The sequence below is a fragment of the Rhodoplanes sp. SY1 genome, from assembly GCF_046000175.1.
In the GTDB taxonomy this organism is placed as follows: domain Bacteria; phylum Pseudomonadota; class Alphaproteobacteria; order Rhizobiales; family Xanthobacteraceae; genus Rhodoplanes.
In genome coordinates this window covers 85,609-104,387 of sequence record NZ_JBEOMB010000082.1, presented here as the reverse complement: position 1 = coordinate 104,387, position 18,779 = coordinate 85,609, and the positions used below count along the sequence as shown (strand labels likewise).

General features: G+C 68.5%; 16 protein-coding genes and 1 pseudogene. 8 read left to right on the top strand and 9 right to left on the bottom strand.

Features of this window, described 5'->3' with window-relative positions; translation table 11 throughout:
- The 3 genes and pseudogenes from ABTU92_RS20485 to ABTU92_RS20475 form a co-directional block, all read right to left on the bottom strand.
- Positions 1-1,560: pseudogene (locus tag ABTU92_RS20485) on the bottom strand (hypothetical protein); the annotation flags it as partial.
- A gap of 4 nt (positions 1,561-1,564) precedes the next feature.
- Positions 1,565-2,359 (bottom strand): hypothetical protein, encoded by a 795-nt coding sequence (locus tag ABTU92_RS20480; protein WP_408093478.1) that lies wholly within the window; start codon positions 2,357-2,359, stop codon positions 1,565-1,567.
- Positions 2,360-2,374: 15 nt separating this feature from the next.
- Complete coding sequence (locus tag ABTU92_RS20475; protein ID WP_408093477.1) at positions 2,375-3,325, bottom strand: VWA domain-containing protein; 951 nt, start codon at positions 3,323-3,325, stop codon at positions 2,375-2,377.
- Between the two features lie 302 nt (positions 3,326-3,627).
- Here ABTU92_RS20475 and ABTU92_RS20470 point away from each other — a divergent pair, with 302 nt between their 5' ends.
- From ABTU92_RS20470 to ABTU92_RS20450, 5 genes are all read left to right on the top strand, one after another.
- Entirely contained in the window at positions 3,628-3,987 is a 360-nt protein-coding gene (locus tag ABTU92_RS20470) for a hypothetical protein (RefSeq protein ID WP_408093476.1), read from the top strand.
- 127 nt (positions 3,988-4,114) lie between these two features.
- Positions 4,115-4,648, top strand: coding sequence for an isochorismatase family protein (locus ABTU92_RS20465; protein ID WP_408093475.1), 534 nt, complete (start codon positions 4,115-4,117; stop codon positions 4,646-4,648).
- A 199-nt stretch (positions 4,649-4,847) separates the two neighbouring features.
- The gene (locus ABTU92_RS20460; RefSeq protein ID WP_408093474.1) at positions 4,848-5,168 is read left to right on the top strand and encodes a hypothetical protein; all 321 of its coding nucleotides are present in this window, start codon (positions 4,848-4,850) and stop codon (positions 5,166-5,168) included.
- A 71-nt stretch (positions 5,169-5,239) separates the two neighbouring features.
- On the top strand, positions 5,240-5,629 hold the full coding sequence (gene panD / locus ABTU92_RS20455; RefSeq protein ID WP_408093473.1) for an aspartate 1-decarboxylase: 390 nt from the start codon (positions 5,240-5,242) through the stop codon (positions 5,627-5,629).
- Positions 5,630-5,959: 330 nt separating this feature from the next.
- Positions 5,960-6,091 (top strand): hypothetical protein, encoded by a 132-nt coding sequence (locus tag ABTU92_RS20450; RefSeq protein ID WP_408093472.1) that lies wholly within the window; start codon positions 5,960-5,962, stop codon positions 6,089-6,091.
- A gap of 272 nt (positions 6,092-6,363) precedes the next feature.
- Here the strand turns inward: ABTU92_RS20450 and gyrA are convergent, their stop codons facing one another.
- A complete protein-coding gene (gyrA, locus tag ABTU92_RS20445) occupies positions 6,364-9,105 on the bottom strand; it encodes a DNA gyrase subunit A (RefSeq protein ID WP_408093471.1) in 2,742 nt (913 codons plus the stop codon).
- A 397-nt stretch (positions 9,106-9,502) separates the two neighbouring features.
- Entirely contained in the window at positions 9,503-11,122 is a 1,620-nt protein-coding gene (locus ABTU92_RS20440; RefSeq protein ID WP_408093470.1) for an AAA family ATPase, read from the bottom strand.
- A gap of 79 nt (positions 11,123-11,201) precedes the next feature.
- Here ABTU92_RS20440 and ABTU92_RS20435 point away from each other — a divergent pair, with 79 nt between their 5' ends.
- On the top strand, positions 11,202-11,822 hold the full coding sequence (locus ABTU92_RS20435) for a MarC family protein (RefSeq protein ID WP_408093469.1): 621 nt from the start codon (positions 11,202-11,204) through the stop codon (positions 11,820-11,822).
- A gap of 135 nt (positions 11,823-11,957) precedes the next feature.
- Here ABTU92_RS20435 and ipdC read toward each other — a convergent pair whose 3' ends face one another.
- The 4 genes from ipdC to ABTU92_RS20415 form a co-directional block, all read right to left on the bottom strand.
- Positions 11,958-13,598, bottom strand: coding sequence for an indolepyruvate/phenylpyruvate decarboxylase (gene ipdC, locus ABTU92_RS20430; protein WP_408093468.1), 1,641 nt, complete (start codon positions 13,596-13,598; stop codon positions 11,958-11,960).
- A gap of 151 nt (positions 13,599-13,749) precedes the next feature.
- Positions 13,750-14,376: a DUF4142 domain-containing protein gene (locus ABTU92_RS20425; protein ID WP_408093467.1), complete on the bottom strand. Its 627-nt coding sequence runs from the start codon at positions 14,374-14,376 to the stop codon at positions 13,750-13,752.
- 180 nt (positions 14,377-14,556) lie between these two features.
- Positions 14,557-15,246 (bottom strand): DUF4142 domain-containing protein, encoded by a 690-nt coding sequence (locus ABTU92_RS20420; protein ID WP_408093466.1) that lies wholly within the window; start codon positions 15,244-15,246, stop codon positions 14,557-14,559.
- 242 nt (positions 15,247-15,488) lie between these two features.
- Complete coding sequence (locus tag ABTU92_RS20415; protein ID WP_408093465.1) at positions 15,489-15,983, bottom strand: single-stranded DNA-binding protein; 495 nt, start codon at positions 15,981-15,983, stop codon at positions 15,489-15,491.
- A gap of 552 nt (positions 15,984-16,535) precedes the next feature.
- On the opposite strand from ABTU92_RS20415, the gene ABTU92_RS20410 reads away from it, so the two are divergent.
- Positions 16,536-17,297, top strand: a complete 762-nt coding sequence (locus ABTU92_RS20410) for an outer membrane protein (RefSeq protein ID WP_408093464.1) — start codon at positions 16,536-16,538, stop codon at positions 17,295-17,297.
- Between the two features lie 467 nt (positions 17,298-17,764).
- Positions 17,765-18,574, top strand: a complete 810-nt coding sequence (locus ABTU92_RS20405; protein ID WP_408093463.1) for an outer membrane protein — start codon at positions 17,765-17,767, stop codon at positions 18,572-18,574.
- Positions 18,575-18,779: the final 205 nt, after the last annotated feature.

The following is an 18,779-nucleotide window of genomic DNA, read 5'->3' as shown; positions in this document are numbered from 1 at the left end:
GGGCGGCGCCGCGGGCGGGGTCCCCACGACCGCAGGCGAGACGGCCGGGGGCGCGACCGTCTCGCGCACCGCATCCTCGCGCACCGCATCGTCGGTGACCGTGGCGGCGGGCGCGACGGGCTCGGGCGGAGCCGGGGTCGCGACCACGGTCGCGGCGGACGACGGTGGAGCGGGCGGCATCGACGGCTCGGCCGGAGCCGGCGGCGGAGGCGCCGGCGACGCCGCGACGCTCGGCGGCTCCGGCTCGACGGGCACCGGGACGGCCGGCACAGCGACGCTTGGCACAGCGACGCTTGGCACAGCGACGCTTGGCACAGCGACGCTTGGCGCCGCGACATTCGGCGCCGTGACATTCGGCGTAGCCACGGCCGGCGCCGTGACAACCGGCGCCTCAACGGTCGGGACCGCGACGGTCGGCGCGGCTGGGCCGGCGGCGTCGTCGCGAAGCAGATGCGCGCCGGCCAGGTAAGCGACCACGATGGCGGCCGACCAGGCGGCCGGGCGCCAGGGGCCTGGTCCCCACCCCTGCCCCCGCCCCGCTACACCGGACGAGGCGGCGGACGGGACCGCAGGCCCCTCGGTGGTCGCAGCGGACGACCGGCCGGTCCGGCCGAACAGGCTCCACCCGCGGCCGGTCGCCGGTCGCGCGCCGGCGCGGTTCGCCTGCCGCGGGCCGAGCCCGGTCTGCGCCGCGAAGTCGGCGAGGCTCGGCACCGCCTCGACATCGCCGGCACACAGCGCCGCGAAGGCGCGCGCCGCCGGCCGCAGCGGGCGCAGCCGGTCGAGCGCCGCGATCACGGCGGAGTGGCGCGGATCCTCGAAGTCGCCCTTGCGGAACAGGAGCCCGTTCTCGACCGCGTGCTCGGCATAGAGGCGCGGCGCCATGATCGCGGTCTGCAGCGCCAGATAGATGGCGATCGCCGAGAAGCGGTCGATGGTCGGGCCGAAGGCCTGCCGGCGGCGGCCGGGGTGCTGATAGTTCTGGTGGCCGCTCTCGACCGCCGGCCGCCCCGCCATGGCCGGGACGAACATGCCGTCGTAGTCGATCAGCCGCAGCCGGTCGGCGACCAGGATGTTGTCGTGCTGCAGGTCGCCATGGGCGAAGCCCTGCTGCTCGGTCGAGGCCGCGAAGGCGAGGATGTCGGCGGCGATCTTGCGCAGCGCCTCCGGCGTCTCGAGATTGGCGCTCACATAGGTGTCGAGCGGGACGCCGTTCGCCCAGTCCATCAGCAGGCCCGGATAGCGCACCCCCTCGATCTGCACGGCCTGCGGCAGATACTCGAAGCCGACGAACTGCGGCGGCGTGCGCTCGGTCAGGAACGCCGCGATCGCGGCGTAGCGGTCGGCGCGGTCCGGCACGTGGCGGGTGAACAGCTTCAGCGCCTTCGGCCGGCCGGTCGGGTCCTCCAGCGCGAAGGTCGCGGCGTAGTTGCCGGTGAACAGCACCGGCCGGTTGATCCGCTTCATGCGGCGGAACGTCAGGCCGGCGAGCCGCTGATGCACGAAGGCGCGCTTCGCGACGGCGAGCGAGTAGTCGTTGGCGGTCGGCCAGCCAGCCATGACGCTACCCGGTCTCGACGATCATGAGGGTCGTGTCGTCGCGCCGCAGCCGGCCCGCGGCGCGCTCCTCGATCACCAGATCGGCGAAGGCCGTCTCGCTCTCGATCGCCTGCAGGCGGGCGAGCCGCGCCTCGGTCTCGTCGAGCAGCCAGGCGCCGAGCGCGTCGGTCATCAGGCAGAACGCCGTCCGGGCGTGCGCGGCGTAGCGGCCGACCGTCCAGATGCCGGACTGATCGAGCAGATGCACCCCGTCGACGACATTGGTGTGATCGGCGGTCGAGAGCAGCACCGGCCGCCGCTCGAACTGCGCCGCCGAGGACAGCGGAAAGGACCGCACCAGCGTCGGCCTTGCGCCGGCTCCGTCGTCGGCGCCATGGCCGGCGCCGGCGACGGCCGCTGATCCCTCTCGCGTCCTTTCGGTGGCGCCTTCGGCGACGACGCAGATCGAGTCGCCGATCGCCTGGACGGCGTAGAGATGCTCCTTCGGCCACAGCATCAGGCCGACCAGCGCGGCGTAGCTGCCGCGCCGGTAGGCGTTGCGCCGGTAGGGCGGCCATTTGCGCATGTCGAAGGACTGCTCGTAGGTCGCCCGCGCGCCGGCGAGCAGCGTCCGGTCGAGCGGCGCGTGCGCCACGAAGGCGGCGGCGAGCGCCCGCGCCCACCGCCCGGAGGCGAACGATTCGGTCGCCCCGTCGCACACCGCAAACGCGGTCGCGGCCGCATTGGCCGCGAAGGCGTCCTCGTTCTCGGACGGCACCTCGGGTTCCTTGGGCACCGTCCAGGCACGAACCCGGCGCATCGTGTCACCCGGCCGTCAGGCCGGGCTCGCCTCCTTGGTCGGCTGCGCCGACGAGGGCTGCGCCGCCGTGGGCTGCGCTGGCGCGGGCTCCGCGGGCGCCGGGGCGGCCGGCTCGGCGTCGGCCGGCGCCACGTAGACGGGCGCGTTGGCCGGCCGGGTGCCGATCTGGAAGAAGTGCGCGATCGTGTCGGTGCCGGCCTTGAAGCCGAAGAAGCGCGAGGTCGCGGTCGTCTCGTAGGACTCGGCGACCGCCGGGCGCAGCGGCTCCGGGATCTCGCTCGACATCCGGAACAGCTTCTTGGCGTAGACGTCGGGCAGCGTCGCCTCGTCGGACGGGAACACGACCTCCTTGCCGGTCTCGCGGCTGACATGGAGATTGAACAGGAGCACGGCGCCGTCCCAGGTGGTGAGCGCCTTGATCTCGTTCGCCACCGGCTCCGGGTCGCCGTCGGTCGGCTCGCCGTCGGTGACGTGGAAGACGATCGGCGGGAACGAGGCGGGATGCTCCTTCACCCAGGCCGCGACGATGTCGCGGGTCTTCTTCAGCGCCTCGACCATCGGGGTGTCGCCGACCGCGACCGGCTCGAACCACACCTCGGATTCGACCTCCTCGTCGCGCATCTTGCCGTCCGGGTCCGGCACCTTGATGGTGACGGTCTCGATCCGCAGCGGCGCGTCGGCGACCCGCGAGATCGGCAGGAAGAAGTCCTCGGTGTCCTTCCAGACGTTGCGCACTTTGCCGTCCGAGTAGCCGAGCGCCGCGACATGGAAATAGTCGCGCACCTGCTCGTCGCCGCGCGTGCACTGGTTGACCAGCTCGCGCAGCGCATCGTTGACGCTGCGCGCCAGGAAGCCGGCCAGCGTCCGGCGGGTGTTGTTGAAGGCGTCGTTCATCGACGACGACTGATCGATCACGAACACGAAGGCCGCGGGATGCTTGCGGCTGATCTCGGCATCGTATGGCATGGCGGAATCTCGCGGTGGAGCGGCAATACCGCAAGCTGTACCACCGGGGCCGGAGGCGGTCGAGCCGCGCGCGGCCGCGGCCACGTCGATGGCAGCGCACCGGCCATCCGCACGCCGGCACCCGGCGGGGGGCCGGCCGGAGCGCCTTTTCGGCGATGCCCACCCAGCGGGGCCCCGGAACAGCAGCCGCTCTGGAAGAACTGTACGTGACCGTACGGCCGCGCCGGGGACCGGGAACGCGCCCAGCCCGGTCCGGTTCCCCCTGGACATCGCCCGGCCGCCACCGAACACAGGAGATCCTCATGCGCGTCGTCGAGAACACGGCCGGCCGTCTGGCCCTGCAGTCCAGCGGCTTCGCCAATGCCGTCACCTGCATCCTCGACAAGCCCGAGGGCACGGTGCGGGTGCAGCGCAAGGTGCTGCTGTGGCCGCGCACCCCGATCGAGGCGCCGCTCGACGCGGTCGAGGACGTCAGCATCAGCGAGATCAAGGATCCGGCCTCGGGCACGCGGCTCCACGTTCCGGTGCTGCACCTCGCCGAGGGTCGGCTGGTCTCGCTCTCCGCCTCCGACGAGGAGGTCGCCACCGAGGTGGTGGACACGATCCGTGCCTTTCTCGAAGCCGGTCGCGACGGCCGCGGCCCGGCGCGATCGCGCGGGTGACGGCTCGCGCGGGACATCGTGCCCGGTGTCGCGCCCGCCGGTTCCGGGCTAGTGTCGGCTCTCGATTCTCGCGTTCCGCCCGCCGAGCCCCGGCCGGGCGCCGCGCCGATTTCCGGCAGAGAGAGCCGTGCCGACCATCGATCCAAAGCGCTCGACCCTCGTGGTCGTCGATTTCCAGGACCGTCTGATGCCGGCGATCGCCGAGGCCGAGACCGCGATCGCCAACGCGCGCCGTCTGCTCGACGGCGCCGCCCTGGTCGGCATCCCGGTCGTGTTCACCGAGCAGAACCCGAAGGGGCTCGGCCGCACCGTCGCGGGGCTGCCGACCGCCGGCCATCCGGTGATCACCAAGCAGACCTTCGACTCGCTGCCGGCGCCCGGCTTCCTGGCGGCGCTGGCACCGGCTCATGCGGTGGTCGTGGTCGGCTGCGAGGCGCATGTCTGTGTCTGCCAGACCGTGCTGGGCCTGCTCGCTCGCAAGCGCCAGGTCTATGTGGTGCGCGATGCCGTCGGCTCGCGCGCCGCCGAGAGCAAGGAGACGGCGCTGCGCCGCATGGAGCGCCACGGCGCCGAGATCGTGACGACCGAGATGGTGCTGTTCGAGTGGGTGGAGTCGGCCGAGCACCCGAAGTTCCGCGAGGTCGCCCGGCTGGTGAAGTGAGGGCGCGGCGCGCCGGATCACATTCGCGCGTTTCGAAAACCTTCAACGTCGCAGATTCTTGAGGGGCGCGCGCCGGACCTCGGTGCCGGCGCCGGCATCGCCGAACCGTCACGGCCCTGCCCCGTTCCCTGACGATTGCCGCCCGCTTCCTCGCCGATCCTGGCAGCATCAACGATTCACGCTCGTCGGGGGGCTGAGCATGATCGTCCTGGACTGGATCGTCGCCGTGCTGGTCGGCGGCTTCGTCGCGGCTGCGGCCGTGGAGGCGCAGCTCTATCGCGACCGAAAAGGCCTGCCCGCCCGACCGCCGTCGGGCTCGGGCCGGGTGCCGGCGGCGCACGGCCTGTGGAGCGTCGCCGAGGCGGCCTGGATCGGGGCGCGCGGCCCGCAAGGCCCGGGGCAGCGCCGGCTCGGCGCCCCGGAGCGCGACCAGCCGGGCTTCGCGGCCGCCGGCACCTACGAGGTTCGTGTTCAGTGGACCCCGGACCGGGTGCCGTCGCGTCGACGCCGTCGGCGCTGAGCCGCCGCGACGCCGGCCCGGTTGGCAGCGCCGCAAAAATCTGGCATGGGAGCGCCGCCGAGGAGCCCCCGATGCACATCCGGATGTTCTGGTCGAAAATCCACCGCGCGACCATCACGCATGCCGACCTCCATTACGAGGGCAGCTGCACCATCGACGCCGACCTGATGGACGCCGCGAAGATCCTGACCAACCAGGAGCTTCACGTGTGGAACGTGACCCGCGGCACGCGCCTCGTGACCTACGCGATCGAGGGCGAGCGCGGCTCCGGCGTGATCTGCATCAACGGCGCCGCGGCGCACGGCAACAAGCCGGGCGACCTGGTGATCCTCGCGACCTTCGCCGACATGACGGCCGAGGAGGCGAAGCGCCACGTCCCGACCGTCGTCCAGGTCGACGCCGAGAACCGCATCGCCCACATCCGCGACGAACTCCCCGGCCCGGCGCTGCGCGCGATCTGATTCTTTTCGGCTCCGTAGGGTGGGCAAAGGCGCGCGAGCGCCGTGCCCACGCCGTCTCACGTCGATAAGGCGGACGCCGACCGCGTGGGCCCGCCGTTCCGGCGCGCCCACCCTACAGCCGCGGCCCGACGCCCGACCACATTCCCCCGGCCGGAATTCGGCCCGTCACGACGTCGCTTGCCGCCGCTCCGCAGCCTCCGCCACCGTCCGCGACGGCCGGACACATCGCGAAATCTCCCCGCCCCGGCCGCGATCCGACACCGCTACCGCCGGAGTTGCCGGCGACAGTGGCATGGTTAACGGAACATGACTCGTTCGGGGGGACAGAGCATGATCGAGCTGCATTGGATGACGTTGTCGCTGGTCGGCGCCTTCGTGGGGCTTTCGGCGCTGGCCTGCATCGTCGAATGGCGCTGGCTCGCGGCGGAGACGCGGCCGGGGGCCGGGTCGAGCCGGGCGTGACGCCGCGCGGGCGCCGCACGCCCGCGTCTCTCTGGGGCACCACGATGGATGATGCAGCTCTCACCGTATGAGGCTGCGTGCCCCGGACGAGGCGCGTCGGGCCGAAGGCCCGATGCGCCGCAGAGCCGGGGCCCAGGGGCGGCACGACGGGCGGCACGACGGGCCACACGACGGTCCACACGAGGGGTCGTGCGACGGGCAGCCCGACAACCGCCTCGGATGATCGCCCCTGGGTCCCGGTTCGCGGCGCGTCGCGCCCGGGACACGGGAGATCAGCCGCCGGTGCCGTTTCCGTTGCCGTGTCCGTTGCCGTTGCCGTTGCCGTTCTCGCCGTTCTCCTCGGCCTCGCCTTCGGAGAGGCGCTCGACCGAGACGACGCGCTCGCCCTCGGCCGTGTCGAACACGATCACGCCCTGGGTCGAGCGGCCCTTGATCGAGATCTCCGACACGCCGCAGCGGATGAGCTGGCCGCCGTCGGTGACCAGCATGAGCTGGTCGCTCTCCTCCACCGGGAACGACGCGACGAGCTTGCCGATGCGCGGCCGGATTCCGGCGCGGGTGCGGTTGTCCATGGCGACGATGCCTTTGCCGCCGCGGCCCGTGATCCGGTACTCGTAGGACGAGGTGCGCTTGCCGAAGCCGCGCTCCGACACGGTGAGGACGAACTGCTCGGCCGCCGACAGCGCGACGTAGCGCTCCTCGCCGAGCTGAATGTCGGCGCCGCTCGTCTCCTCGCCCTCCTCGGGCGCGCCCGCCTCGGCGTCGGCCTCGGCGTCGGTGCCGCGGCGCACCGCCATGGCGCGCTTGAGATAGGCCTCGCGCTCTTCGCCGCTCGCGTCGACATGGCGCAGGATCGACAGCGAGATCACCTTGTCGTCGCGGTCGAGCGCGATGCCGCGCACGCCCATCGAGGTGCGGCCGGAGAAGACGCGCACGTCGGTGACGGGGAAGCGGATGCACTGGCCGATCGCGGTGGTGAGCAGCACGTCGTCGCGCTCGGTGCAGATCTGCACGTCGACGATCGCCTCGCCCTCGTGGCCCGTGTCGGCGTCGAGCTTCATGGCGATGATGCCGGAGCGGCGCACGTCGGAGAAGTCGGAGAGCTTGTTCCGCCGCACCGTGCCCGAGGTCGTGGCGAACATCACGTCGAGCTCGGCCCAGGTCGTCTCGTCCTCGGGCAGCGGCATGATGGTGGTGATGCGCTCGTCCTGCTCGAGCGGCAGCAGGTTGATCATCGCCTTGCCGCGGGCGTTCGGCGCGGCGAGCGGCAGCCGCCACACCTTCTCCTTGTAGACCCGGCCGCGCGACGAGAAGAACAGCACCGGCGTGTGGGTCGAGGCGACGAACAGTCGGGCGACGAAATCCTCCTCGCGGGTCTGCATGCCGGAGCGGCCCTTGCCGCCGCGGCGCTGCGCCCGGTAGGTCGACAGCGGCACCCGCTTGACGTAGCCGAGATGCGAGACGGTGACGACCATGTCCTCGCGCTGGATGAGGTCCTCGTCCTCCATCTCGCCATCCTGGTCGAGGATGACGGTTCGGCGCGGCGTCGCGTATTTCTCGCGGACCTCCAGCATCTCGGTCTTCACGATCGACTGGATGCGGGCCCGCGACCTGAGAATGTCGAGATAGTCGGTGATCTCGGCGGCGAGCTTGTCGAGCTCGTCCTTGATCTCGTCGCGACCCAGCGCGGTGAGTCGCTGCAGGCGCAGATCCAGGATCGCGCGCGCCTGCGCCTCGGAGAGCCGGAACGTGCCGTCCTCCTGCACCTTGTGGCGCGGGTCGTCGATCAGCTCGATCAGCGGCAGCACGTCGGCGGCCGGCCAGTCGCGCCCCATCAGGGCCTCGCGCGCCTCGTTGGCGTCGCGCGAGGCGCGGATCAGGCGGATCACCTCGTCGATATTGGCGACCGCGACGGCGAGGCCGACCAGCACATGGGCGCGATCGCGCGCCTTGCCGAGCAGGAACTTGGTGCGCCGCTTCACCACCTCCTCGCGGAACGCGATGAACGCGTTGAGGAGGTCCTTGAGCGACATCACCTGCGGGCGGCCGCCGTCGAGCGCCACCATGTTGCAGCCGAAGGTCGATTGCAGCGGGGTGAAGCGATAGAGCTGGTTGAGCACCACGTCGGCGACGGCGTCGCGCTTGAGCTCGATCACCACCCGGTAGCCGTCGCGATCGCTTTCGTCGCGCAGATCCGCGATGCCCTCGATGCGCTTCTCCCGCACCAATTCGGCGATCTTCTCCACCATGGTGGCCTTGTTCACCTGGTAGGGAATCTCGGTGACGATGATCGCCTCGCGCTCCTTGCGGATCGTCTCGATCTCGGCCTTGCCACGCATCACGATCGAGCCGCGGCCGGTGTGGAAGGCCGACCGAATTCCGGCCCGGCCCAGGATCACGCCGCCGGTCGGAAAGTCCGGCCCCGGCACGATCTTGATCAGGTCCTCGATGCCGAGCGCCGGATCCTCGATCAGGGCGACGGCGGCGTCGATCACCTCGCCGAGATTGTGCGGCGGGATGTTGGTCGCCATGCCGACCGCGATGCCGCCCGCCCCGTTGACCAGGAGGTTCGGGAAGCGCGCCGGCAGCACCGACGGCTCCTGCTCGTTGCCGTCGTAGTTCGGCCGGAAGTCGACCGTGTCCTTGTCGATGTCCTCGAGCAGCGCCATCGCCGGCCGGGCGAGCCGGCACTCGGTGTAGCGCATGGCCGCCGCCGGATCGCCGTCGACCGAGCCGAAGTTCCCCTGCCCGTCGATCAGCGGCAGGCGCATGGAGAAGTCCTGCGCCATGCGCACCAGCGCGTCGTAGATCGCCGAGTCGCCGTGCGGGTGATACTTACCCATGACGTCGCCGACGACGCGCGCCGACTTGACGTACTTGCGGTCCGGCAGATGCCCCTGCTCGTGCATCGAGTAGAGGATGCGGCGATGTACGGGCTTGAGCCCGTCGCGCGCATCGGGGAGCGCGCGCGACACGATCACGCTCATCGCGTAATCGAGATAGGCGCGCTTCATCTCGTCGGAGATGGAGACGGGGCGAATGTCCGATGGGCTCGAAGGCCCGGTCGGACCCGTGCTGCCCGGCGGGGGTGTGTCGTTGTCGGCCAAGTGCGGAGAATCCCGGCGAATCCGTTGCCCTCTAGATAGTCCATCGCGGCTGCGAAAGCCAGTTCTGCGGGACGCGGCGCACCGATATCTTTCGCTTTGTTTATAAGCGTTTAGCTGGGGCGCACGCGGTTCGGGCGACAATCCTGTGACGCGATGCGGCCGGACGGCCGCGCGAGAGGCGCGATTGATCCCTTGTCCCCTGCAACGCCACCAACCAGATTTCCTGAGGTTATCAAGCCGCGCTACCCTGGGGCGCACCGCACCATTCCCACCCTCACTGCGAGCCGAGCGTGTTGTCTTGAGCCTAACCATTGACCTCGGCGTACAATCCTCCGAAAAGGCTCCTTATACTTTCCAAAGCACAAGCATCATCCTGCAACAGTTTGAGCACAGCAGCTTGGAATGCGCCACGGTCTTTCATCTTAAGACCTTCCACAACACGATCGAATGCCGAACTTTTACGGAGGGGATATCTCGTTAACAAACCTTCCCAATTGTTCGCAGAAATCAAGGCATCGAAGCGTTCTCCTTCTGTCGCGCGAAGAGACTGAACGTCTACCTCGACCTTAATTAGGGAGACTTCTGCTCGTAGATGCGAGCGATTCGGCAATTCACTAAGGATTTTTTTCCGCACCACCCGAAGAACGGCATCCTCAACAAGGTGATCTCGCTTAATACTAGCGGCATTTACGGCCGCTTGGACCGCCGCGGCACCGAGCACGCCGGGGTCTTCGCCTAACAAATCAGCTTGGCGCGCCGCAATCTTCGCAATTAAAAAGGGATGATAATAAAGCGACTCTACAGAATAATATGGTAGCGCCCACACGCCCGCCTGCCTCAAACGCGCAATATCTTCGGGTGCCCGCTGGTCATTATCAACTATACCCCAGACAGCAATCCAATGCACCTCGTCAGCACCTCGCAGACCGCGAACAGAATACTCTACATCCCGACAGCTTTCCTTTGGCACGATTGAAACATCCGGAAATACAATATTGTAAAACGGCGCATCCAAACTGCTTTTTGTGCCCTCTACGAAAACCATCTTCCGGCGAGATCCTAAAATGTCACTCTTTAAGTCATCGTCTATTCCCGCTCCCGGAGGCAACAAATCTGCACTCCAGGCGGTCACCCTCTGTCCGTGGTAAACACAACCCCGCACCAGAAGAACAGATGCGGCAGGCGTATCGAGAGGCAATGCGAGCTCGTGAGTCGAGACAACAAAAACACAATCATTACGATAACCGAAAAGATATCTCAATAAGGGGGAAATGATGGATCGGTGCAAATGACGCTCAGGCTCGTCGACTAAAATTAAAGAATTTGATTTCGCCGTGAGCACATCGGCTGCTATAAGAAATGCATTGCGCTCTCCATCCGAGAGTTCAGCTACACTGTATTTATCACCCCCATTCTTCTGAGCAACTACCTTTTGCCCAGCTTCAACGCTGATCTCTATGCTCAAATTCGATAAGCGCACAAGCTCGTTAATGATCTGAATCGGAGAGGGATTTCGAGCCTCCTCCTGCGCGACCTCAAGATTTCTCTCCCTTACTAATCTTGCAATTTTACGCTCCTGCATAGCGTCGGCATCGATTAGATCAAAAATGGCCATACCGGCGCGACCAGATGGATTCCACTCTCGATAGCGAGCATGAAGCTGAGCATCCTGACTTCTGTAGTTGCGCTCTAGATCCTCGCGGTTCCGGGGTGTCATATCCAATGTGTTGGACTCAAACCACGTTTGCCGATGAGCTGAGATACGTCGAGCAACGGCTTGGTGCTGTCCAAACAAGAGCGAAATTAGGCTAGATTTGCCGGTGCCGTTAGCACCAAGCAGGTACAGGACATCGCCATTATGGAGGCTAAAATTAATAGCGTCCCCGGCGGCGCTCGGAATGGAAAATTCAAGATGATTCGTCATCCCTTCATGCTAATAGATCTTCTCGCAACTTCACCGGCGAATCTCATCAGGTACACTCCGGCGCCGAGTACGGCACTAAATGGATCTCGATTTTCTCCTCTCCGCGGCCGTCACGCTGTTCGTGGTGGTCGATCCGCTCGGGCTCGCGCCGGCCTTTCTGGCCGTCACTGAGGGGCTGCCGGCGGCGGCGCGCACGCGGGTGGGTCTCCGCGCGACGCTGATCGCCGTCGTGGTGCTGGTCGGGGCGGCGCTCGCCGGTGAGTGGCTGCTGCACCATCTCGGCATCGGCCTGCCGGCCTTCCGGATCGCCGGCGGGCTCCTGTTGTTCGCCGTCGCCTCCGAGATGGTCCTGGGGGTGCGCATCGAGCGGCAGTCGCGCGAGGCCGAGCAGGCGATCGAGGAGCGGGTCCGCCACGTCGCCGCCTTCCCGCTGGCGATCCCGCTGATGGCCGGCCCCGGCGCCCTCACGGCCGCGATCCTGCTCGCCGGCCAGGCCGGCAGCCTCGCCCGGCTCGGCCTGCTGATCGGCGTGATCGTCGTCGTCTGCGCGCTCTGCCTCCTGGTGTTCCGCTTCGCCGGACGGCTGTCGCGGTTCCTCGGCATCACCGGCAATGTCGTGCTGTCGCGCCTGCTCGGGGTGCTTTTGGCCGCGCTCGCCGTGCAATACGTGATCGACGGGGCCAAGGCCGTGTGGGGGTGAGAAGGCGCCCGCCGGATCCCGTGGCACGTCACCCGTAGCCCGCATGGAGCGCAGCGGAATGCGGGGTCGTCGCGGGAGGTTCGGTCGGGGCAATCCCGCGTTCCGCTGCGCTCCACGCGGGCTAAGGCGCTGCCACTAACCGGCCTGCCGGTCCCGCGCGCTCTTCAGGCCCGAGACGAAGCGGGCGAGCGTGCGCGACGTCACCCCGCGCGGGATCATCGCCTCGATCAGCGAGAAGACGCCGCGGCGGGCGACGGCGCGCTCCAGCGCGGCGGCGAGATCCTTGCGGGTCGAGACCCGCTCACCATGGCCGCCGAGCGACGGCGCAGCCGCCGCGAAAGTCCAGTCGGACAGGTCGTTGAACTTCGATTCCGGTTGAAAGACCCGGAGCATCTCCCAGCTCGCATTGTTGAAAACAATCACGATCGGATCGAGGCCGTAGCGCCGGCAGTTGCCCAGCTCCCAGCCGGTCATCTGGAAGGCGCCGTCGCCGACCAGGATCAGCGGCCGCGTCCCGGTCGCCGCCGCGACCCCGATGCCGGCCGGCACGCCGAACCCCATGCCGGCGTAGTAGCCGGGCGCGGCCAGCGCCGTGTTGTCGATCTCCATGGCCGTGAACAGGCAGTCGCCGATGTCGGAGGCCATCGGCATCGGGCCGTGGCGGTCGAACAGATCGTTGAGGGCGGTCGCGATGTCGGTGGGGGCGAGCGGCCGGTCGTCGGCGACGAGGCCGCGGGGATAAGCCTCGAAGGGCGGCAGGCTCCGCGGCTTCGGGGCGACGTCTCCTTCGGTGCGGCCGAGCAGCGCCGTGACCAAGTCCTCGATCGGCAGGTCCGGATAGACGTGATGGCCGACCCGCACGCTCCGGTCGATCGCCAGCACCGTGTGGCGCCAGTCGAAGCGCTTCTCCGACAGCGCGAAATTGGTGTCGCACAGGATCACGCCGAGAAGCAGGAGGGCGTCGGCATCCTCGACCAGGCGGGTCACGGCGGGGTCGCCGGCACTGCCCAGATACGTCCCGCGCAGCACGTCGGGCGCCTGCTGCAGCAGGCCCCGTCCCATGAAGGTCGTCACCACCGGGATGCCGAGCCGGCGCGCCAGTGTCGCCACGGCGGCCTCGATGCCGTAGCGGCGGACCTCGACGTCGACGACGATCACGGGCGACGCCGCACGGCCGAGCAGCGCGACGATCTCGGCCGCGCATTCGGCGAGCGCGTCGGCCTCCGCGGGGCGCGGCGGCAGCACCGGCACGGGCGCGACCTCCACGTCGACCATGTCGCGCGGCAGCTCGATATAGACGGGCAGCGAGCGCTCGCGGGCGCTCCGCAGCACCCGGGCGATCTCGTGCGGCGCGGTCGCCGGATCGTCGAGCACGGCCTGGTCGCAGGTGATCTCGCGGAACACCGCGAATTGGGTGTCGACACTGCGCGCCTGGTGATGCAGCAACAGGCCGCTCGCCCGCTCGCGCGCCCCCGGTGCGCCCGCGACGACGACGACGGGCGAGCGCTCCGCATAGGCGCCGGCGACCGCGTTGACGACGTTGAACGCCCCCGCCCCGTAGGTGACCACCGCGACCCCGATACCGGACCGGTAGCGCGCCGCCGCGTCCGCCGCGAAGCCGACGGCCGGCTCGTGGCTCAACGTGAAGCACGGCAGGATCGCCGTCTCCTCGACGATCTTGAAGAACGGCAGGACGAAATCGCCCGGGATGCCGAACAGCTCGCGGGCACCGTGGTCCTTCAGGCCCTGCAGGAGGGCGGTCGCGAGTCTCGGCATTCCGGGCTCCTCGGGCGCGGTCTTGACGCCCCGCCGGCGACTGCGCACGGAGACTCGGAAGCGTCACGCCCAAATCAGGAGAGCACGTTTCGGGCCACGCCGGGAGCCGCCGACCCGGCGACTGCACCGGGCCGGCCGAGACACGAGACCGTCAGTTCAACGCCTGCGCCATGTCGAGGTGATGCTTGAGCGCGGGCAGCGTGGTGTCGGCCCACTGCTTCAGCTCGGGATTGTCGCCGCTCCGAGCATAGGCCTGGAACAGCGCCACGGCGTCGCGGTGAGCATCACGCTGCATCTTGATATAGGCGTCCCGGAACGCCGCGCCGTCCAGGGCACGGAGCTGATCGACCTTGGCCCGGTGGGCGGCATCGAGGTCGGTCGGCAGAGTCGCATCGATCTTGGCGCTCTCCCGCAGGCCGCGCAGTTCGTCCGCGGTCTTGAGGTGGGCGAGGATCATCTGGTCGGCGAAGTCGAGCTCGCCCGGATTGGTCTTGGCGCGGGCGATCCGGCTCGTCTCGATCTCGAACAGGTTGCCGATCGCGGCCTTCTGGACGAACTCGGCGGTCGGGATCGGAGCTGTCGCGGCGCCGGACGACGCCTCGGCCCGCTGGGACGCGGTGCCGAGCACCGCCCCGACCGACGCCGCGGTGGGCATGTCGCCCACGCCCGGACCACGGCTCCACAGCGCAAACAGCACGAATGCGAGCCCGGCGACGAACAGCACGTAGATGTTGTAGTCGCGCGTCGGCCGCGGCCGGGCCTGAGAAAGATCGGTCATGTGGTCCCTCCGATGAATTCGGGAGTCGCTGCCCGCCGTCGCGGCCCGCCGCGATCCCTCGCTGCCGGAGGAAGTGGCGTTTGTACCTCCCGGTTCCCGCCGCGACGACGCGGCGGCCGGATTTTTGGCCGCGGCGTTTCGCCCCGTCATCGCGGGGCGAGCAGCCGGGCGGGAGCGCGATCAGTCGAGCTTCTCGGCCATGCCGAGATGCTGCTTCAGCTCCGGCAGCGTCTTCTCGGCCCACTGCTTCAGCTCGGCATTGTCGCCGCTCTGCGCATAGGAGGTGAACAGCGCCACGGCGTCCTGATGGGCCTGCACCTGCATCTGCTGGTAGGCCTTCTCGAACGCGTCGCCGGAGAGCCCGCGCAGCTGCTCGAGCTTCTGGGTGTGCGCCTGATCGAGCCCGGTCGGCACCTCCGCCTGCACCTTGCCGCTCTGGACGAGGCTCTTCAGCTCGTTCGAGGTCTTGGTGTGGGCCTGGATCATCGTGTTGGAGAAAGCGCGCCCTTCGCGGTCCGCCTTCTCGCGGGCGAGCTGGCTCGACTGGATCTCGAACATGTCGCCGAGCGCCGCCCGGCGGACAAAATCGGCGGTCGACACGCCGGCCGTGCCGGCCGGCGCGGCGCCGGTCGTCTGGCTCTGGCCCGTCGTCTGAGCCTGGCCGGTCGTTTGCCCGGCGTGCGGCATGCCACCCTGCTGGTGGCCCGGTTGGGCGGTCTGGCCCTGCCCCAGGGTTCCGGCGGGCGGCGCCGGCTGGTTGCCGGTGGTGGGCGGCACGGGCCCCGGGCCGGCGGGGTTGCCGAGCTGCTGGGCGATGGACGGCGTGCCGGAGAGCGCCAGCACGGTGGTGAGAAGCAGCAGTTTTCGCATCGGGTCGGCCTCGTCTGGACGAAGGCGCGGGGTCGCGCCCCCTCTGTCCGGGGCCAATCCAGGATGCATCCGTCAGTTCCGACACCACCCTGCGATGGTGGCGCGCGCGGTGCCGCACCGGAGGCCGGCACCGGCGTCCTCCGGTGTCATCGGCTCAGCTCACCGCAGTCCGTCCGGAGAGCATCGTCTGTTCGGACCGACCAGGCGGGGCGCATGCCGCGCCGCCTCGGGTCCGACTCGTCTCAGAACGGGATGTCGTCGTCGAGATCGTCGCGGCGCGACGAGGCGGCCGGCGCCGGCCGGCGCTCGCGGCTCGGCGCGGGACCGCTGGCGCCGAAGTCGTCGCCGCCCTGCTCGTAGCCGCCGCCACCGCCGCCGCCCTCGCCACGGCCGTCGAGCATCGTCAGCACCGAGTTGAAGCCCTGCAGAACGACCTCGGTCGAGTACCGGTCCTGGCCGGACTGATCCTGCCATTTCCGCGTCTGGAGAGCGCCTTCGATGTAAACCTTCGCGCCCTTCTTCAAGTACTGCTCGGCCACCCGGCAGAGCCCCTCGTTGAAGATGACCACGCGATGCCACTCGGTCTTCTCGCGCCGTTCGCCGGACGCCTTGTCGCGCCAGGTCTCCGACGTCGCGATGCGCAGGTTGGCGATCGGGCGTCCGTCCTGGGTGCGGCGAATCTCCGGGTCGGCCCCGAGATTGCCGATGAGAATGACTTTGTTGACCGAACCCGCCATGCGCCTCTCCACTCCTTACGACGCTTCGCCTTGGAACCATATGGGACGCCGCCGGCCACAGACGGGCCGGGCGCGTCGCGGAGCGCGCCACACCCTACCCTTTATCGACACCGCAACAAGCCGGCGACGCGGCTTGTCCACACGTCGATGTTCCTCGTATGTTCTTTTAGCGCCACGCTGTTGCTGAGGCAAGCCGGGGCACCCTTGCAGCACCGCAACGCGGCATCCGATCACGGGAGCGTGAACGATCACGGGAGCGTGAACACGGTGGCCGAACCGGGAGCCGAACACGCAGCCAGGCGCCGCGCGGCTGCCTCGAAACGAACCCACACGGAGGTGACTTCATGCGGCATTTCAGGACGTTCATGCACCCTGGATCGGGGCGACGCCGAGCCGGATCGTGGCATGGCTTAACCCGAATAGGAATGCCACAAAGCTGCCACAACTCCACGTTCCCCGACGCTGTGGCATAATTGTCACCACGGCCCTGGCGATTCCTCCTAGTTTCCGCCTCGGGACTTCGGTGTTTCTTCTCGGAAGGAGGGGCCGTTTATGAAGAAGATCCTGCTCGCTACTGTTGTTGCGTTCGGCTTTGCCGGCGCTGCTTCGGCCGCGGACCTGCCGGCGCGCATGCCGGTGAAGGCGCCGCCGGTCATCGCTCCGGTGTTCTCGTGGACCGGCTGCTACATCGGCGGCTACGTCGGTGGCGCGTGGTCGGCCGATGACGCGACCGCGTATCCCTACACCTCGGGCGTCGCGACGTCGTTTCCGGGCTACGCCTACAATGTCGACTCGAGCTTCATCGGCGGCGGCACGCTGGGCTGCAACTGGCAGCCGGTCGGCTCGCCGTTCGTGCTCGGCCTCGAGGGCGAAGTCGGCTATCTGAGCCTCGAAGGCTCGGCCTACGATCCTATCGCGGGAGCCGGCTACTATGCCTCGAGCAAGGCCGGCGACTGGTACGGCATGATCACCGGCCGTCTCGGCTACTCGTGGGATCGCGCCCTGCTCTACGTGAAGGGCGGCGTGGCCTTCGTCGACGTCGAGAGCACCTACACGATCCCGACGGGCTCGATCTCGCTCAGCGATACCGTGGCTACCTGGACGGTCGGCGGCGGCCTTGAGTGGGCCTTCGACATGAACTGGAGCATCAAGGCCGAGTACATGTATATCGGCCTCGACGAGACCCACACGGGATGCGTGTCGACGCTTGCTCGCGGCTGCTTCTCGCAGGACGTCGGCGGCATCCACACCGCCAAGGTCGGCCTGAACTACCGCTTCGGCGGCTTCGGCGCTCCGGTCGTCGCGAAGTACTGAGCCTTTCGACATTCTGTCGAGCGGAAGCCCCGGGGAAACCCGGGGCTTTTTGCTGTTCGGGACGGCCGCCGCACGGGCCCGCCGACCGGAGCGGATCGCGGGTCGCCGGAGCCGGTCCACGCATCACCCCTGCCGAGTCACGCGTTCCCTGCCGGTCGATGAAGATCCCTCCTCGCCGTCCTGGGCACCCGAAACGGCTGTCCAGATCATCGGCGGGTCACGTCCTGCTTCGTCCGCTGCGGCCACGCGACTCGCCGGCCCACGTGTTCGAACACGGAGACGTCGAAACTGTTATCGAGGTAATTAATAACCTAAATGTCGGCCAACGAACAAAGGCGATTGTCTCGCGGTGGTATTCGACGGCTTTTTCTTTTAAGTAACGGAATGTCTTGTTGCCTTTATGTCACCCTCGGGATGCGTATTCGTCCTAAGCTTTCTTCATCGATACCAACCAACGGGGGGTCATCATGAAGAAGCTCCTTCTCGCGACGGCGGCGATCCTGGCGACGGGCGCCATGGCACAAGCCGCCGACCTGCCGGCCCGGATGCCGGTCAAAGCACCGCCGGTCGTCGCTCCGGTGTTCTCGTGGACCGGCTGCTACATCGGCGGCTTCGCCGGCGGCGCGTGGAGCGCCGACGACAACGTCAACACCACCTACAGCACGGTCGTTGGGTTCCCGACGCGCGCCTACGGCTACAGCAGCGACTCGAGTTTCATCGGTGGCGGCACGCTGGGCTGCAACTGGCAGCCCGCGGGCTCGCCTTTCGTGCTCGGCCTGGAGGGCGAAGTCGGATACATCAGCCTCGAAAGCTCCGCTTTCGACCCGACGATCCCTCCGGCCCTCGGTTCGATCGTGTCGTCGACCAAGGTCGGCGACTGGTACTCGATGGTCACGGGCCGGCTCGGCTATTCGTGGGACCGGGCGATGATCTACGTGAAGGGCGGCGTCGCGTTCGTCGACGTCGAGACCGCGATCGGCGCCACCTTCCCGGCTACCGTTCCGGGCGGGCCGGCCGCGGCTTTCGCCGGCGCCGTCTCGGACACCATCGCGACTTGGACGGTCGGCGGCGGCATCGAGTGGGCCTTCGACATGAACTGGAGCATCAAGGCCGAGTACATGTATATCGGCCTCGACGAGACCCAGACGCTGTGCGGAGGCGGGGTCGTCGTGCCGACGACCACCTGCTTCAGCAACGACATCGGCGGCATCCACACCGCCAAGGTCGGCCTCAACTACCGCTTCGGCGGCGGCGCCCCGCTGGTCGCGCGCTACTGACCGGCGGCGCCGCGGAGCTTCGCGACACCGAACGTCCCGATCCCGAAGGGTCGCCACGCCCCGCTCCGCGACACCGAACCGCCACGACGGAACCAAGGCCCCGGGCACGCCCGGGGCCTTTTCGCGAGACCGGTCCCGGATGGTGGTGTCGCAGCCGCGGCAGGCCGCGAACATTTCGGTGGCGCCTGGCGCCTGCGGAACGATC

What these genes read in the sequence shown, in the direction of transcription:
- ABTU92_RS20480 (WP_408093478.1), bottom strand. Translation starts at nt 2,359, where the DNA reads ATGCGCCGGGTTCGTGCCTGGACGGTGCCCAAGGAACCCGAGGTGCCG.
- ABTU92_RS20475 (WP_408093477.1), bottom strand. Translation starts at nt 3,325, where the DNA reads ATGCCATACGATGCCGAGATCAGCCGCAAGCATCCCGCGGCCTTCGTG.
- ABTU92_RS20470 (WP_408093476.1), top strand. Translation starts at nt 3,628, where the DNA reads ATGCGCGTCGTCGAGAACACGGCCGGCCGTCTGGCCCTGCAGTCCAGC.
- ABTU92_RS20460 (WP_408093474.1), top strand. Translation starts at nt 4,848, where the DNA reads ATGATCGTCCTGGACTGGATCGTCGCCGTGCTGGTCGGCGGCTTCGTC.
- panD (WP_408093473.1), top strand. Translation starts at nt 5,240, where the DNA reads ATGCACATCCGGATGTTCTGGTCGAAAATCCACCGCGCGACCATCACG.
- ABTU92_RS20450 (WP_408093472.1), top strand. Translation starts at nt 5,960, where the DNA reads ATGATCGAGCTGCATTGGATGACGTTGTCGCTGGTCGGCGCCTTCGTG.
- gyrA (WP_408093471.1), bottom strand. Translation starts at nt 9,105, where the DNA reads ATGAAGCGCGCCTATCTCGATTACGCGATGAGCGTGATCGTGTCGCGC.
- ABTU92_RS20440 (WP_408093470.1), bottom strand. Translation starts at nt 11,122, where the DNA reads ATGACGAATCATCTTGAATTTTCCATTCCGAGCGCCGCCGGGGACGCT.
- ABTU92_RS20435 (WP_408093469.1), top strand. Translation starts at nt 11,202, where the DNA reads ATGGATCTCGATTTTCTCCTCTCCGCGGCCGTCACGCTGTTCGTGGTG.
- ipdC (WP_408093468.1), bottom strand. Translation starts at nt 13,598, where the DNA reads ATGCCGAGACTCGCGACCGCCCTCCTGCAGGGCCTGAAGGACCACGGT.
- ABTU92_RS20425 (WP_408093467.1), bottom strand. Translation starts at nt 14,376, where the DNA reads ATGACCGATCTTTCTCAGGCCCGGCCGCGGCCGACGCGCGACTACAAC.
- ABTU92_RS20420 (WP_408093466.1), bottom strand. Translation starts at nt 15,246, where the DNA reads ATGCGAAAACTGCTGCTTCTCACCACCGTGCTGGCGCTCTCCGGCACG.
- ABTU92_RS20415 (WP_408093465.1), bottom strand. Translation starts at nt 15,983, where the DNA reads ATGGCGGGTTCGGTCAACAAAGTCATTCTCATCGGCAATCTCGGGGCC.
- ABTU92_RS20410 (WP_408093464.1), top strand. Translation starts at nt 16,536, where the DNA reads ATGAAGAAGATCCTGCTCGCTACTGTTGTTGCGTTCGGCTTTGCCGGC.
- ABTU92_RS20405 (WP_408093463.1), top strand. Translation starts at nt 17,765, where the DNA reads ATGAAGAAGCTCCTTCTCGCGACGGCGGCGATCCTGGCGACGGGCGCC.